This window comes from Marinobacter sp. MIT930201 (assembly GCF_047122665.1).
Taxonomy (GTDB): domain Bacteria; phylum Pseudomonadota; class Gammaproteobacteria; order Pseudomonadales; family Oleiphilaceae; genus Marinobacter; species Marinobacter salarius.
In genome coordinates this window covers 517,570-531,090 of sequence record NZ_CP138916.1, presented here as the reverse complement: position 1 = coordinate 531,090, position 13,521 = coordinate 517,570, and the positions used below count along the sequence as shown (strand labels likewise).

Genomic DNA, 13,521 nt, shown 5'->3' with positions numbered 1-13,521 from the left:
GTGTTGTGTTCGGCATCCATGCGAGAAAGCCGCCGAACGCTGACGTGGTCAAGAAATCGCCATCTTACCCCAGCAGACAAACTATGCTGCGCTACCTCAGACCCGGCGAGCCAGCCACCAACCAGCGACCATCGACAGCAACAACGCCACGAGAGGCCAGGTTATACCACTTATTGACGCAAAGGCCGGGCCCGGACAATAACCTGATAGACCCCAGCCTATCCCAAACACAGCCGCACCAATCAATAAACGGGTATCAATATCACGACGTGTGGGCACGATAAACGTTTCCGCGAACAGAGGGCCCTGGCGACGGAACACCAATTGGTAGCCGACAAACGTTGTTACCACGGCTCCGCCCATCACAAATATGAGCGTTGGGTCCCAGTTACCGAAGACGTCGAGAAAGCCCTGAACACGATGGGGGTCAGTCATACCGCCAATAGCCAGACCCAGGCCAAACAACAAACCAGCCAGGTAACCAAAAATCAGTTTCATAAAGAGTGTCCTGTCATGAGTCTGACGACGTAAACGGTTACAACACCCGTTAAAAGGAAAACCAACGTTGCCAGTATGGATCTCGGGGATAGCCTGGCGATACCACAAACACCATGTCCGCTGGTGCAACCGTTGCCGATACCAGACCCCACGCCCACCAGTAAGCCAGCCAAGACCATCAGCGGCACGCCACCGATGGGGTTGCCGACCACGGCCTCAGGATTGCCCGCCACGTTTCCAAGCGAGCCATTCAGGACAACCAACAACAGAGGCCCGCTGACAAGGCCCAGCACAAACGCCAGTCGCCAGGCAGACTCCGCAGTAAACCGATCAAAGATCAGACCTGATACCATCCCACTGATGCCTGCAATACGTCCCAACGTGACCATAAGCATCACTGCGGACAAGCCTATTAAAAGACCTCCGAAGGCACCTTGAGTAAAAGAGCTCCAGTCCATTTCTATACCTCTTCAAATGCCACGATTTGCCCGGTGGACAGTGTGTCGTCTCCACCTAACGGAGACATACCACGAGATTGTTGCAACCTATAATCTCAGTTATTTAATATAGCTGTTAACGCTATCGTTATAACATAAAACCTGATACGTTGAAATCTGATCAATTCTCTTTGCGACGAGGGTGACGCCATGCAACATCCGCTGGTCACGCATTTCTTTGACGAGCCTACAAACACATTCAGCTACATCGTTCAGGATCCTGATAGCTCGGTCTGCGCGATCATCGATTCTGTGCTGGATTTCGACTATGCCGCGGGCCGGACCGATGTCCGTTCCGCTGACAAGATTATTGAGTACGTTCAAAGCAATGACCTGAGTGTGGAATGGGTTTTGGAAACCCACGTGCACGCTGACCACCTCTCTGCTGCACCCTACCTCCATGAGCGTCTCGGCGGAAAAACAGGCATTGGTGAAAAGATCGCTGTCGTTCAGGAGGTGTTTGGCAAAGCTTTCAATGCCGGAACAGATTTCGCTCGGGATGGCAGCCAGTTCGACCGTCTGTTCAAGGAGGGCGACACGTTCATGATCGGAAATCTTGAGGCGAGCGTTCTTCACACGCCGGGACATACTCCGGCTTGCCTGACGTACGTCATCGGAGATGCAGCCTTCGTCGGCGACACACTCTTTGCGCCGGATGCCGGGACCGCCCGTTGCGATTTTCCAGGGGGCGACGCCCATACCCTTTACCACTCCATTCAGAAAGTCCTGGCGCTTCCCGGAGAAACCCGCGTTTTCCTATGCCATGACTACAAAGCGGCGGGGCGCGATGAGTTTATTCATGAGACGACCGTCGCCGAGCAACGTTCCAGCAACATCCATGTGGGCAACGATATCAGTGAAGACGAGTTTGTTGTTTTTCGCTCAGAGCGTGACGCCAAGCTCGGAATGCCCCGACTGATACTACCGGCCGTTCAGGTCAACATGAGGGCGGGGCACCTTCCCCCCTCCGAGGATAACGGACAGGTGTACCTGAAAATTCCGCTAAACCGGTTTTAAACAAAGGTCTGGAAGGGCGCAAATGTTTGGAGAAACCACTAGAGCGAAGACTCTGACGACCGTGGAAGGTTGACGGTGAAGCGAATCGCGGCGTATTTGCCAATTGTTGATTGGCTGAAAGGTTATCGTGGAGATACATTGCTAAGCGATGGCCTTGCGGCGGTTATCGTCACACTCATGCTTGTTCCTCAGGCCCTGGCCTACGCCCTGTTGGCAGGGCTTCCGCCTGAAGTTGGGTTGTATGCAAGTATGATCCCGCTGGTGGTCTACGCTTTATTCGGCACCAGTGCGACGCTGGCTGTTGGTCCTGTCGCAGTGGCGTCACTGATGACAGCCTCTGCGTTAGGAGGCGTTGCTGTTACAGGATCGCCCGAATACGTTGGTGCCGCTCTTGTACTGGCTACGCTGTCGGGGCTGATTCTGTTCGCCATGGGCGTCTTGCGGCTTGGTTTTATCGCAAATTTTCTGAGCCACCCCGTGATCTCTGGGTTTGTCACCGCTTCCGGAATTCTTATTGCGGGCAGTCAGCTTGGCCATATTCTCGGTATACAGGGTGGTGGTCACAATTTGATCGAAATGGGCGCAAACCTGATCAGCCAGTTTGGCTCTTTCAACCTGATCACGTTTGCTATTGGAGCCGGCACTCTCCTGTACCTGTTTCTGTGTCGCCAATATCTGAAAAATGCACTGGTCGGGCTCGGTCTGGCGCCCCGGGGGGCAGATATCGTTGCGAAAGCCGCCCCCGTGTCAGCGGTTATTGTGACAACAGCAGCGGCCTGGCACTTTAACTTGGGGAGTGCCGGAGTCAATCTGGTGGGGCAAGTTCCAGGCGGGCTTCCGGAGATCCGTTTACCTTCCATGGACCCCGGCATATGGGCAGCTCTGGTCCCCGCAGCCGTTCTGATCAGCTTGGTTGGATTTGTAGAATCAGTGTCCGTTGCCCAGACCCTTGCAGCTAAAAGGCGCCAGAGGATTGACCCCAATTCTGAATTAATAGCGATGGGGTTGGCGAACATAGGTTCAGGCGTAAGCGGGGGCTCTCCGGTCTCAGGTGGTTTTTCGCGCTCTGTTGTGAATTTTGAAGCCGGAGCCCGGACGCCACTTGCGGGTATGTTTACCGCAGTCGGGATTGCACTTGCCACGCTCTCACTCACCGGCATACTCGCCTTTCTTCCAAAGGCGACACTGGCCGCCACAATCATGATCGCAGTGAGCACTCTGATTGACGTAAAAGCCATTGGCCGCACCTTTCATTACTCAAAAGCGGACTTCGCCGCGATGCTGGCAACCATTGTGCTTACGCTGATTCAGGGCGTCGAAGCCGGAATCCTGGTCGGTGTGGGTCTATCGATAGGGATTTATCTGTATCGCACCAGTCGTCCACACAGTGCAATTGTTGGCCGGGTGCCGGGTACCGAGCATTTCAGAAACGTAGAGCGCCACACGGTTGAAACGGATGAGAAATCCGTCGTCCTGCGAGTTGATGAAAGTCTTTATTTCGCCAACGCACGCTATCTGGAAGAGACCGTCATGGCGCTGACGTCTCAACAACCGAAGATGAAGAATCTGGTTCTGGCTTGTCAGGCGGTAAATGCCATTGACGCTTCAGCACTTGAGAGCCTGGAGGCAATAAATGGCCGGCTCAAGGCTATGGATATACGCCTGCACATGTGTGAGGTGAAAGGCCCTGTGATGGACGGTCTGCGGCGGACTCATTTCTGTGAGGAACTCACGGGGCAGGTTTTCCTGAGCACGTATGACGCCTGGAAAACACTCTGTCTATCCTGAAGCAAGTTCAAAATGGTGCAGAACGAAGGAGCCTCTTGTTAACGCATGGAGGCCAGTTTTCCTGCTATTGGCTCTCTGTCGCCTGGTACGTTCTTTGTTCATCGGTCCAGAGCGTTTTCAGGTACTCAATGACTGACTGAATTTCCTGTTCAGTGAGAGCGTCTTCGAACGCTGGCATGGTCAGCCGATCGGTTTTGTTGAAGGGGTGCCGCCAGCCCTTCGCGATCATCTTGAACAGCATGGCGTCGCTGTGGCGCCAGGTATGGCCGGTTTCATCGTGAGGCGGTGCCGGCATTTCGCCCTTCTCATCCGGCTTTTTCCAGTTGGCAGCGCCCTCAGCCTGCTGCCCATGGCAGGCGGCGCAGTATTGTTGATAAATTTGTTGACCCTGCGCCACATTCGCGGGCGCAGGGTCGGTACTCGCCGGTTGGCCGGAAGCAATCGCAACGGTCGGCACAACGAGCAGAATCAGCAAGCCGATCCACTTATTCATACACCGGCGTCCATTCGCCGCCGTCGTCATAGGCAAACAGGTTGCCGCCCCCAACGGCTGTTAAGAAACCATGAGCTGGTGAGAAAGTCAGCGCCGTCACGGTTCCGGGTGTCTTGACGCTTGCCCAGGTTTCGCCGCCATCAGTACTGTGATGGAGTTGTCCCTCGACGACTGCATAGACGTTTTCCGGAGCGGCGGGATCATAGCTGATGGCAGACACGGTACCTCGCAGATCTCCCGCATCGCCCCAGAAGCAGAAACAGTCCATGGAGCGGGCAACGCCGCGCGTCGTGCCGGCGAAAAGCCAGCCACTCTCCATGCTGCCGGGCATGTCCGAGTGCAGGAATGCCTGCACCGGCTCTTGCGGACCCGCATCGACTTTGGCCCATTCGGCGCCGCCGTCCCTGGACCGGAACATACCCTTCTCGCCAAGGTAGGCGTAAACGGTTTCCGGCTGGGTGGCGTGAGCCGCAATGGCAGTAACTTCGAGATCTGGCAATGTGTTGTTGAGGGATTGCCAGCTTTCATTGGCGCTGTTGTAACGCCATACGCCCAGGCCCGGACCGGCGAGGTAGGTGGTGCCGTCCGCTCCCTTTGCCAGAGACGTGGGCTGAGCACCCGAATCAGATGGCGGCAGGGGAATCTCGGTGGCAGCGTGGCCATCAATGGCGAACAGGCCGCTATCCCGCAGTACGAGAAGGGCGCCTGATGAGTTGCTCGTCAATGCCTTCACTGGCTGGCCACCAAGCTCAGGCTGGGCTTGAGCCAGTGCCGGTATGACAGCAGCCAGAGCGACCAGGACAAAACACGAGAGCGCGGACTTCAGGCGATAAATGAACGCATTCATGGCGCTAACCTCAGTAATCCGTATATTCGCGGAACACACTCTGCTGTCCGTTGGCACTGAAGGCTATGACCTTGTAGTCCTGCTTGCGGCCAGTTTCCATACCGGGACTGCCCTGGACCATCCCGGGCACAGAAAGTCCTACGGTATTGAACTGTGGTTTTTCAAGGTAGGCGACAATATCATCCGCCGGTACATGCCCCTCGATCACCACATCACCGATCAACGCGGTGTGGCAGGACGCCATTTCACGGGGCACCCCATACTTTTGTTTGACCTCACTAAGGTTGTCGGTTTCAACAATGTTGGTGTCAAAGCCATTGGCCGCAAGATGCTCAGCCCAGGACTGACAGCAACTGCAATTGGGGCTCTTGTAGACGGTGATGTCTGTGCCAGCCTCTGCAGTGGACGCGACTGCGGCTGACGGCTCGGCAGACTCATCGGCCAGCATTGCCAGCGTGGTTGCGCCGGCAACGAGAACGATGGCGGCGACACCCGTATACAGGGCGGATTTTTTCATCTTCATGGTAATCCTCGGTTTGATTCGGTAGCAGGCAGCGCAAGGCCCGGGGTCGCCTTGGCTGCCCCGGGCAATGGGTGTTGGTTGGCTTAAGCGTCCTTATCCTTCTCGCCACGGTCCATGTGATCGCTGCCATGGCTCTGCATCATCTTCATACAGGCCTTTTTCATGTTTTTCATGGCTTTGCGTTCTTCTTCAGACATGTTGGACATCATGCCTTCCATGCCTTCCATGCCTTCCATGCCTTCCATGCCTTCCATGCCCTTCATTCCCTTCATTCCCTTCATGCCATCCATTCCCTTCATATCTTTCGAGGACATCATTCCGCTGTCGCCGGAATCAGAGTTCATTATGCTGTCAACTTTACCTTCGGCGTGGGCGAAAACAGAGAAGAACGCGACACTGCCGGCGAAAATGGCGGCTGTAATCGAAAGCTTGATATTTGAATTGCGCATTTGATTTGCTCCAGTTAAAGACTCGTGACGAATAGCGGTGAACACGAGGCTTACTTGTAAGAATTAACATTAATGACATTGCCGCAATGGGCAAAAATTCGGGTTAAGACTCAGGAGCGGGGTTCTGGAGGGGGGGTGATAAAGGCCAGGTAAGGGGATTGGTAGCTGCCCTCACGGGCACTGAATACCGGCTGGGAGCCGGTATCGATCAGGCCGCTAAGGCCTGTTGGCAAAAGACCGATACTGACGCCACAGCTGTTCAGCCCGCTGGCGGCCGCACAGGCCATATCTGAACCTGTGAAACAACTGGCCACGTCATCAGAAGCAGATCCGTTGGTTCCGGTCACATCGGCCATCATGGAACCGCAGTTCATCATGGACGCATCCATCTGACCGTCGGCCATTTCAGAAACAGCCAACGCCGGAGTGCTTGTCACCATTATGAGTGATAGCAACAACGAGAAAATCTGGCGTGTCGTTATGGTCATTTAATGTCGGGCACCAAGTTATCGATCTTGAACGCTGTGACACAATCTTCGCCACATCGTTCACCAGATCCTAGCAGTTTTTTATGCCAATGCCATTACTTTCTGGAAATTCAAAGTCGCGTAGTAAGGCCTATCCGTTTTTTTACAAAACGCTTGACCTTAAACTTTACTTCAACGTTATTTTTGAAATCGCTGGTTGCAAGGCTGTTCGCCGCTACAGCGGTGAACCTAAGTGACAGAGATCGGTTCTGGAAAATGGGAGGAATTACAATGAGTTGCTGTAACAAATCGAACTGTGACGAAAAGGGCAAGACGAACCAGGATACCGGCTCACGAGGGCTTATGGGATTGCTGACAGGGCCACGGCGCTGGTGGGTGTTAGGTGCCATTGGTGTCACCGCCGGACTGGTTTTTGGCTGGGATACGCTTGTGCTGCTCGGGGTCGCGCCTATATTGATCTTCCTCCTGCCATGTCTGATCATGTGTGGCCTGGGGTTGTGCATGAACAAATCCAAGGACAAGAAAGGCTCGGTGACCGCAGTTGAACAGGCGGGCGAGGCTGGTGATGTCCAGTCGGTGGCTTCTCAGTCCAGGGTCTCGGATGCTTCACGCTCGACGAAAGCATTCTGACAATGAGTGTGCGCTAAGAGGGATGTCGTGGCGTTTAGCCTTGCACCTGAAAATAGCGCATCATTCCTGCATCTTCATGTTCCATGTTATGACAGTGGTAGATGTAAAGGCCGTCAAAGCGCTCGAATTTCATCGCCACCTGAACCGTTTCACGGGGCATGACCAGAACCGTGTCGTGCCAGCCACTGTCTACCAGGCCCTGCTGTAGACTGTCCGAGTTGCCGCCTCGTCGCCCTACAACGTTGAACTGCAAGCCATGAATATGCATCGGGTGAGGCATCGGTGTGCTGTTGTGGAATTCCCAGATTTCCGTGTCACCAAGGCGGACTTTTTCGTCATCCGCGACATTCGTTCCGTCAAACCGCCGGCCATTTATGGCAAATCCCCGCATCATCACCGGGCTTAACTCGAACGACCGGATTCGCGTATTGCGGTTTACCGGTATTTTTTGCCGCTGCACACCTAGCTGTGCCGGTAAAGGTTCGCTGGCCTCTACTGACTCGGCCACCTCCAGCCTGGCCAGGGGGAATCGGCTGCCGAGGGGCAGGGCGTTGCTGCCCATCATTCCCATTCCGCCCATCATGCCTGCCCGGAAACGGTCACTGATAAGCTCCAGCGCATCACCCGGCTGGAACTCGGAAAGGTCGACCCAGATATCAAGCCGCTGAGCCGGAGCCAGCACGGCGTAAGGCCTGTCTTCCGGTTCCTGAAGAAGGCCGCCGTCTGCACCGATAACGGTGACAGGTCGCCCGTCGCTCCAGGCCAGTTTGTAGATGCGGGCGTTGGACCCATTGAGAACCCGAATTCTGTATGGGCGGGTGGCAACCTTACGGGTGGTTGGAGGTGCCCCGTTAGCCAGCACTCTATCCCCGATAAAACCGTGCATACGATCCATCATGGACCCCATGCCACCGCCCATGTAAACCAGTTCATTGTTACCAGCAAAGGTGCGGTCCTGAAGCACCAGTAACAGCTCGTTATCGCCCGACGGCAATTTGAGGCCCGCTTCCTCTTCATCTTCAACGATCAGGAGCCCGGCCAGGCCCGCGTAACTCTGAAATCCCACGCGACCGCCCTGCTTGCCATGGGCATGGGAGTGGTACCAGAACAGTCCGGCCCGGTCCAGTACCTCAAAGCCTACAGTCATTGTCTCGCCTGGGCGGATCGGAAGTCTTGGTTGTCCGTCTACGTCGGAAGGCACATGAAGCCCGTGCCAGTGGACGGTGGTGTCCTCTGGCAGCTCATTGTGAATATGGATTTTGACGGTCTGGCCGTGGCGCAGCCGGATCGTTGGGCCGAGGTAACTGTCCGGGTTTTCGGTGACTGTGTTTTGCGGGCCTTTCAGCAATTCCGCCCTATAGCGCCACACTTCACTGGGGGCGCCCGGAAGAATGGGCACCGAATCGGGCATGGCGTGAAGATTCAGTTCAACATCGTATTCATCGGAATCAAGGCCGAGCGTTTCCGATTCAACCGCTTTTACCCCTCCATCACACCCGGTAAGCAGAAGTCCCGGCGACAACGTGAGAAGGACGCCGGTGCCCGCCGCAGCCCGAAGGACCGTGCGCCTATGGACACTTTTTTCCCTGCTCATCACTTGTTCCTCAGGTATTTGATCAGTGCCAGAATCGCCAGTATCAATAGCACAACCAGAAGAATCATTATCATCATCATGAATAGCCCCATACCGCCCATGCCCTGCATCATGTTGCCACCCATCATGCCTTCTCCCATGCGCCCGGGCCCATCAGCGAATGCGAAAAGGGGCAGGAAAAGTCCTATCATCAGCGTAACCAGCCTTTCAAAAACCTTCATTACAGTGTCTCCGTCTTTTTGCCCCACTTGATTTAAAGCGGGGCCTTGGCCCAGTTTGGTGCATCGCCCCCGATCTGACAATGCATGAAAAATACCTTGACCTTAAAGTTTACTTTAAGGTTATGGTTAGGATAAGTCATTGACCACTCGTTTTGAGGTGCAGGAATGAAAACGTTCAATATCGGCGAACTCTCTGAAAAAAGCGGCGTGGCCAGCCATGCCATTCGCTTTTACGAGCGGGAAAATCTCATGCCAGAGCCTGCCCGAACCCAATCGAATTATCGTCGTTACCCCGAGGATGCGATCGCCAGGCTGCAATTCATCATCCACGCCAAGCAATGGGGTTTCACCCTTGATGAGATTCGCGAACTCCTGATGCTTCAGGACGCCAATGGCGACCGCGCCGAGGCCAAGCGAATTGCAAAGAAGCAACTGGAAAAAATCCGGCATCAGATTCAGAGCCTGTCCCGCATTGAGGCCGTCCTGTCGGAAACCCTGGAGGAATGCTCCGGTGAAGGACCCATGGACGGCTGCCCGATTGTCGAAGCCATAGCCCAGCGAGGGTGACGCTGCCAGTTGCCTGCGAATGAACTGATTAAAGGCACGGAGTTAGCTGTGCCGAGGAGCCAAACGGGTATGCAACGAATAGAGATTCGTGTTGATGGAATGTCTTGCGCTTCGTGCGTCGGGCGGATTGAAAAGGCGCTCATGGGTGAGCCCGGCGTTGCGGAAGCCCAGGTGAATCTGGCGACCGGAAAAGCCACCGTGGAATTTGACCAGCCTACCACGCCGGCCATGCTAATCGACTCGATTAAGGAGGCGGGTTACCAGCCACGGCTACAGTCGGCTGAGATTCCGGTCGTCGGCATGAGCTGCGGCTCCTGCGTATCCCGGATTGAGCAGTCATTGAACAAGCAACCCGGCATGGTTAAGGCCAGTGTCAATCTGACTACCCGGAAAGCGTTTGTGGAGTTCCTGTCTGACACCCTGTCAGTGCCGCAAATTCATCAGGCGATCCGCGATGCGGGATATGAGCCTCAGGAGCCGGACGCCAGTAGCGAAACGGAAGAGCAGGACAGGGAGGGCATCGACCTCCGCCGGAAAGTGCTCTTCGCTGCAGCTCTGACTATCCCGGTAGTTCTGATTGCCATGGGCAAGATAATTCCTGCTCTGGAGGCTCTATATGCAAGCCTCCTGCCCCATCGCGGTTGGATGGCCGTGGAATGGCTGCTGACCACGCCCGTAATGTTTTACGCTGGGGCTAGATTTTTCCGCTCCGGTTACGTTGAACTGCGTCATGCCAGCCCCGGCATGAACAGCCTGGTCATGATCGGAACCAGTGCCGCGTATTTCTACTCGGTGGCGGCATTATTCGTTCCGGGTTTCTTTCCTGCAGGCACGGCTCAGAGCTATTTTGAGGCGGCGGCGGTGATCGTGACGCTCATTCTGCTGGGACGCTACTTCGAGCACGTCGCCAAAGGCCGGACGTCGGAGGCAATCAAAAAACTTCTGCAACTGCAGGCGAAGACCGCCCGTGTCATTCGGGACGGGGACGTCGTCGAAGTGCCCATCGAAGCCGTAGTACCTGGTGACCGTATCCAGGTGCGCCCGGGAGAACGGGTTCCTGTTGATGGCGTGGTGGAAGAAGGCCAATCCTACGTGGACGAGTCCATGATCAGCGGCGAGCCCGTTCCCGTGGCCAAGCAGAAAGACGCCGAGCTGGTGGGTGGAACCATTAACAAGAACGGTTCCCTGACGTTCCGGGCGACCCGGGTGGGTGCGGACACCGTTCTGGCACAGATCATCAGAATGGTGGAATCGGCTCAGGCTGATAAACCCCCGATTCAGGCGCTGGCCGACAAGATAGCGGGAATTTTCGTTCCCATTGTGATTGTGCTCGCGATTCTGACGTTCATCACCTGGTTCAGCTTCGGGCCTGCCCCGGCACTGTCTTTTGCCTTCGTGACAACGGTCAGTGTGCTGCTGATTGCTTGTCCCTGCGCGATGGGCCTGGCCACGCCAACAGCTATTATGGTCGGAACCGGTAAGGGCGCCGAAATGGGCGTGCTGTTCCGCAAAGGCGCGGCCCTGGAGACACTGTCTCGGATGGACACCATCGTCCTCGATAAAACCGGCACCCTGACTCGGGGCCAGCCTGAGCTGACAGATTTCATACTGGTGGAAGGCCGCGAGGATGAGGTCCTGGCCTGGGTTGCGGCTGTAGAGACCGAAAGTGAACATCCCATCGGGGAAGCCATCGTCAAGGGCGCAAGGGATCGGGGCCTCACGTTACCCGCGATCAGTGAATTCCAGGCGGAGCCGGGCTACGGCATCCAGGCACAGGTGGCCGGACGCCGGATCAATGTGGGCGCGGACCGTTATATGCGCCGCCTCGGTATCGACCTGGCCAGCGTCGCCGACGATGCGGTGTCACTTGCTGAAAAAGCCAAATCCCCGCTGTATGTTGCCGTCGACGGACGCCTCGCCGCGCTGATTGCCGTGGCCGATCCGCTCAAGAACGGCTCGGTGGAAGCGATTGCTGCGCTCAAGTCATCAGGGCTCAGCGTGGCCATGCTCACCGGTGACAATCGCGCCACCGCCGAGGCGATTGCGCGGCAAGCCGGCATCGAACGGGTACTTGCGGAGGTATTGCCGGACCAGAAAGCGGCCGAAGTGAAGCGCCTGCAAGAGGAAGGTGCCCGGGTTGCTTTTGTGGGTGACGGTATCAATGACGCACCGGCCCTGGCGCAAGCCGATGTGGGTATCGCCATCGGCACCGGTACCGACATTGCCATCGAGGCCGGCGACGTGGTTCTGATGCGCGGCGACCTCCGGGGCATCGTGGATGCTGCAGCGCTCTCCCGGCGCACCCGCAAAACGATCCTCGGCAATTTTGTCTGGGCCTACGGATACAATCTGGCACTGATCCCCGTAGCCGCAGGTGTTCTGTTCCCGTTTACCGGTTACCTGCTCAACCCCATGCTGGCTGCGGGTGCTATGAGCCTTTCCAGTGTATTTGTGGTGACCAATTCCCTCCGGCTGGGCCGGTTCAAATCCAATAGCGGAGGCTCCGCGGCGAGCAATATCAGCGAAAGCGGAGCCGCACAGGCCAGCGTCTCCTAAGAGGCCTGGCACACAGAATCAGGAGATTGACATGATGACAAATGAGGCATGCATGTTTGGAATGGCGGGAATGGGGTTGATATCCCTTTTGCTCATCGTCGCCCTGGTACTTGGCGTCGCAGCCCTCGGCAAGTACCTGTTTTCGACAAACAGGGACGATTCTGGACGCGCGAGTAAGAACGCCAGAGGAGATTATGACTACCACCCTGAAGCATGAATTTCATCGGGTACCCATGGCAGGCATGGGAGTTAGACCGAACGCAAAAGCAAAAGTAGCCGGGGTTCTGCTCTTGCTGGCTGCACTGGCTGCGATCTATTGGGTCATGCTGGAGACCGGAGCATTGACCGCCGTGACCAACAAGGCGGCCTTGTCGGAATGGATTGACCAACTGGGGTATTGGGGGCCGGTGGGTATCATTGGCCTGATGATCACGGCCATTGTCCTGAGCCCGATCCCCAGCGCCCCGATCGCCATGGTTGCCGGTGCGGTGTATGGATCGCTATGGGGAACAGTGATCGTGGTTATCGGTGCTGAGGCCGGCGCACTGATCGCTTTCGCCATTGCTCGATCCTTGGGGTACGACGTTATCCATCGCTGGAGGCGGGTACGTCCGGTATTGAATTGGCTGGGCAAGGACCGCTCCCAGGGCGGGTTGATGCTTGTCATTTTTGCGTCGCGATTGGTGCCCTTTATCTCCTTCGATGCCGTCAGCTATGCAGCCGGCCTGACACCGATCGCGTTCTGGCGATTCGTGGTCGCAACTCTGGCCGGTGTTATTCCGACAGCGTATTTGATCACAGCGTTTGGTGGCTTGCTCATGGCATCTGAGTCCGGGGTGGTGACCGGGCTTCTGATCCTGGTCAGTGGCATTACCCTGTTACCGATTGTTGCCAAGCTGCTTTTGGCCCGACGTCGGGGGCGAAAGAGCGTGTTCCAGCAGTAAAATCCGGAGGAGCTTGTGAGTGTAGGCTTAGTCATATTTTGTCAATGGAAGAGAATGGAGGCGCGAGGATGAGTAGTTTCTGTGTGCTTGGCGCCTCCATCAATGTGGGTTACAGTGGATCTTGCTTTTCCACACGTGAAAGGCAGTAACTGTTCTGTAATCGGGATTTCGATGCAATGACCAAGCGGCTTTTGGGACTGACAGCCATGCTGCTCGCAGCTTATTTCCTTGTTTCACAGGTGGGTGCTGCGACTTCTCATGGAGTGGAGCCCATGGGTGAAGCTTGTGTCCTTTTGCCGGATGCTCAGGAAATGCCTGACTGCTCGAGGCTCCTGGCTCAGGGTAGCTGTAGCAGCACGTGTATCTCTTCCCATGTCGGCAAATCTGCAATTCTGGATTTGCCGATATT

Annotated in this window: 16 protein-coding genes; 7 read left to right on the top strand and 9 right to left on the bottom strand. The window is 55.9% G+C overall.

Going from position 1 to position 13,521, the window contains the following annotated elements:
• Positions 1-96: 96 nt before the first annotated feature.
• Positions 97-498 (bottom strand): DUF6691 family protein, encoded by a 402-nt coding sequence (locus SIC19_RS02525; RefSeq protein WP_062372443.1) that lies wholly within the window; start codon positions 496-498, stop codon positions 97-99.
• Entirely contained in the window at positions 495-851 is a 357-nt protein-coding gene (locus tag SIC19_RS02520) for a YeeE/YedE family protein (RefSeq protein ID WP_323808209.1), read from the bottom strand. The genes SIC19_RS02525 and SIC19_RS02520 overlap by 4 nt, the downstream gene beginning before the upstream one ends.
• Positions 852-1,145: 294 nt before the next feature.
• On the opposite strand from SIC19_RS02520, the gene SIC19_RS02515 reads away from it, so the two are divergent.
• Positions 1,146-2,012 carry an MBL fold metallo-hydrolase gene (locus tag SIC19_RS02515; protein WP_075194530.1) on the top strand — a complete coding sequence of 289 codons (867 nt, stop codon included), beginning with the start codon at positions 1,146-1,148 and terminating at the stop codon, positions 2,010-2,012.
• Positions 2,013-2,087: 75 nt separating this feature from the next.
• Positions 2,088-3,800, top strand: coding sequence for a SulP family inorganic anion transporter (locus tag SIC19_RS02510; RefSeq protein WP_371915650.1), 1,713 nt, complete (start codon positions 2,088-2,090; stop codon positions 3,798-3,800).
• Positions 3,801-3,864: 64 nt separating this feature from the next.
• Here the strand turns inward: SIC19_RS02510 and SIC19_RS02505 are convergent, their stop codons facing one another.
• From SIC19_RS02505 to SIC19_RS02485, 5 genes are all read right to left on the bottom strand, one after another.
• Positions 3,865-4,293, bottom strand: a complete 429-nt coding sequence (locus tag SIC19_RS02505; RefSeq protein ID WP_075194532.1) for a c-type cytochrome — start codon at positions 4,291-4,293, stop codon at positions 3,865-3,867.
• Positions 4,286-5,140 carry a WD40/YVTN/BNR-like repeat-containing protein gene (locus SIC19_RS02500; protein WP_075194533.1) on the bottom strand — a complete coding sequence of 285 codons (855 nt, stop codon included), beginning with the start codon at positions 5,138-5,140 and terminating at the stop codon, positions 4,286-4,288. The genes SIC19_RS02505 and SIC19_RS02500 overlap by 8 nt, the downstream gene beginning before the upstream one ends.
• Positions 5,141-5,150: 10 nt before the next feature.
• Complete coding sequence (locus SIC19_RS02495; protein ID WP_083637137.1) at positions 5,151-5,663, bottom strand: DUF411 domain-containing protein; 513 nt, start codon at positions 5,661-5,663, stop codon at positions 5,151-5,153.
• Between the two features lie 83 nt (positions 5,664-5,746).
• The gene (locus SIC19_RS02490; protein ID WP_127400858.1) at positions 5,747-6,112 is read right to left on the bottom strand and encodes a hypothetical protein; all 366 of its coding nucleotides are present in this window, start codon (positions 6,110-6,112) and stop codon (positions 5,747-5,749) included.
• Between the two features lie 110 nt (positions 6,113-6,222).
• Positions 6,223-6,600, bottom strand: coding sequence for a hypothetical protein (locus SIC19_RS02485; RefSeq protein ID WP_127400859.1), 378 nt, complete (start codon positions 6,598-6,600; stop codon positions 6,223-6,225).
• Positions 6,601-6,603: 3 nt separating this feature from the next.
• Between SIC19_RS02485 and SIC19_RS02480 the strand changes: the two genes are divergently transcribed.
• Positions 6,604-7,230: a hypothetical protein gene (locus tag SIC19_RS02480; protein WP_218618563.1), complete on the top strand. Its 627-nt coding sequence runs from the start codon at positions 6,604-6,606 to the stop codon at positions 7,228-7,230.
• Between the two features lie 34 nt (positions 7,231-7,264).
• On the opposite strand, the gene SIC19_RS02475 is transcribed toward SIC19_RS02480, so the two are convergent.
• Together SIC19_RS02475 and SIC19_RS02470 are read right to left on the bottom strand one after the other, a co-directional pair.
• Positions 7,265-8,824 (bottom strand): multicopper oxidase family protein, encoded by a 1,560-nt coding sequence (locus tag SIC19_RS02475; RefSeq protein WP_075194537.1) that lies wholly within the window; start codon positions 8,822-8,824, stop codon positions 7,265-7,267.
• Positions 8,824-9,045 (bottom strand): hypothetical protein, encoded by a 222-nt coding sequence (locus tag SIC19_RS02470; protein ID WP_036206272.1) that lies wholly within the window; start codon positions 9,043-9,045, stop codon positions 8,824-8,826. Before SIC19_RS02470 ends, SIC19_RS02475 begins: the two co-directional genes overlap by 1 nt.
• Positions 9,046-9,210: 165 nt before the next feature.
• On the opposite strand from SIC19_RS02470, the gene SIC19_RS02465 reads away from it, so the two are divergent.
• The 4 genes from SIC19_RS02465 to SIC19_RS02450 all read left to right on the top strand — a co-directional run bounded on the left by SIC19_RS02465 (position 9,211) and on the right by SIC19_RS02450 (position 13,112).
• Entirely contained in the window at positions 9,211-9,612 is a 402-nt protein-coding gene (locus tag SIC19_RS02465; RefSeq protein ID WP_036206275.1) for a MerR family transcriptional regulator, read from the top strand.
• A gap of 69 nt (positions 9,613-9,681) precedes the next feature.
• A complete protein-coding gene (locus tag SIC19_RS02460) occupies positions 9,682-12,168 on the top strand; it encodes a heavy metal translocating P-type ATPase (RefSeq protein WP_075194538.1) in 2,487 nt (828 codons plus the stop codon).
• Between the two features lie 31 nt (positions 12,169-12,199).
• The gene (locus SIC19_RS02455) at positions 12,200-12,385 is read left to right on the top strand and encodes a hypothetical protein (protein ID WP_075194539.1); all 186 of its coding nucleotides are present in this window, start codon (positions 12,200-12,202) and stop codon (positions 12,383-12,385) included.
• Positions 12,363-13,112, top strand: coding sequence for a TVP38/TMEM64 family protein (locus SIC19_RS02450; RefSeq protein WP_083637138.1), 750 nt, complete (start codon positions 12,363-12,365; stop codon positions 13,110-13,112). The genes SIC19_RS02455 and SIC19_RS02450 overlap by 23 nt, the downstream gene beginning before the upstream one ends.
• The last annotated feature ends 409 nt before the right edge of the window (positions 13,113-13,521 follow it).

Excerpts from the sequence above, each read along its gene's own strand:
- SIC19_RS02460 (WP_075194538.1), top strand. The coding sequence starts at position 9,682 with ATGCAACGAATAGAGATTCGTGTTGATGGAATGTCTTGCGCTTCGTGC.
- SIC19_RS02490 (WP_127400858.1), bottom strand. The coding sequence starts at position 6,112 with ATGCGCAATTCAAATATCAAGCTTTCGATTACAGCCGCCATTTTCGCC.
- SIC19_RS02480 (WP_218618563.1), top strand. The coding sequence starts at position 6,604 with ATGTCGGGCACCAAGTTATCGATCTTGAACGCTGTGACACAATCTTCG.
- SIC19_RS02475 (WP_075194537.1), bottom strand. The coding sequence starts at position 8,824 with ATGAGCAGGGAAAAAAGTGTCCATAGGCGCACGGTCCTTCGGGCTGCG.
- SIC19_RS02465 (WP_036206275.1), top strand. The coding sequence starts at position 9,211 with ATGAAAACGTTCAATATCGGCGAACTCTCTGAAAAAAGCGGCGTGGCC.
- SIC19_RS02495 (WP_083637137.1), bottom strand. The coding sequence starts at position 5,663 with ATGAAGATGAAAAAATCCGCCCTGTATACGGGTGTCGCCGCCATCGTT.
- SIC19_RS02470 (WP_036206272.1), bottom strand. The coding sequence starts at position 9,045 with ATGAAGGTTTTTGAAAGGCTGGTTACGCTGATGATAGGACTTTTCCTG.
- SIC19_RS02520 (WP_323808209.1), bottom strand. The coding sequence starts at position 851 with ATGGTATCAGGTCTGATCTTTGATCGGTTTACTGCGGAGTCTGCCTGG.
- SIC19_RS02485 (WP_127400859.1), bottom strand. The coding sequence starts at position 6,600 with ATGACCATAACGACACGCCAGATTTTCTCGTTGTTGCTATCACTCATA.
- SIC19_RS02455 (WP_075194539.1), top strand. The coding sequence starts at position 12,200 with ATGATGACAAATGAGGCATGCATGTTTGGAATGGCGGGAATGGGGTTG.
- SIC19_RS02525 (WP_062372443.1), bottom strand. The coding sequence starts at position 498 with ATGAAACTGATTTTTGGTTACCTGGCTGGTTTGTTGTTTGGCCTGGGT.
- SIC19_RS02505 (WP_075194532.1), bottom strand. The coding sequence starts at position 4,293 with ATGAATAAGTGGATCGGCTTGCTGATTCTGCTCGTTGTGCCGACCGTT.
- SIC19_RS02500 (WP_075194533.1), bottom strand. The coding sequence starts at position 5,140 with ATGAATGCGTTCATTTATCGCCTGAAGTCCGCGCTCTCGTGTTTTGTC.
- SIC19_RS02450 (WP_083637138.1), top strand. The coding sequence starts at position 12,363 with ATGACTACCACCCTGAAGCATGAATTTCATCGGGTACCCATGGCAGGC.
- SIC19_RS02515 (WP_075194530.1), top strand. The coding sequence starts at position 1,146 with ATGCAACATCCGCTGGTCACGCATTTCTTTGACGAGCCTACAAACACA.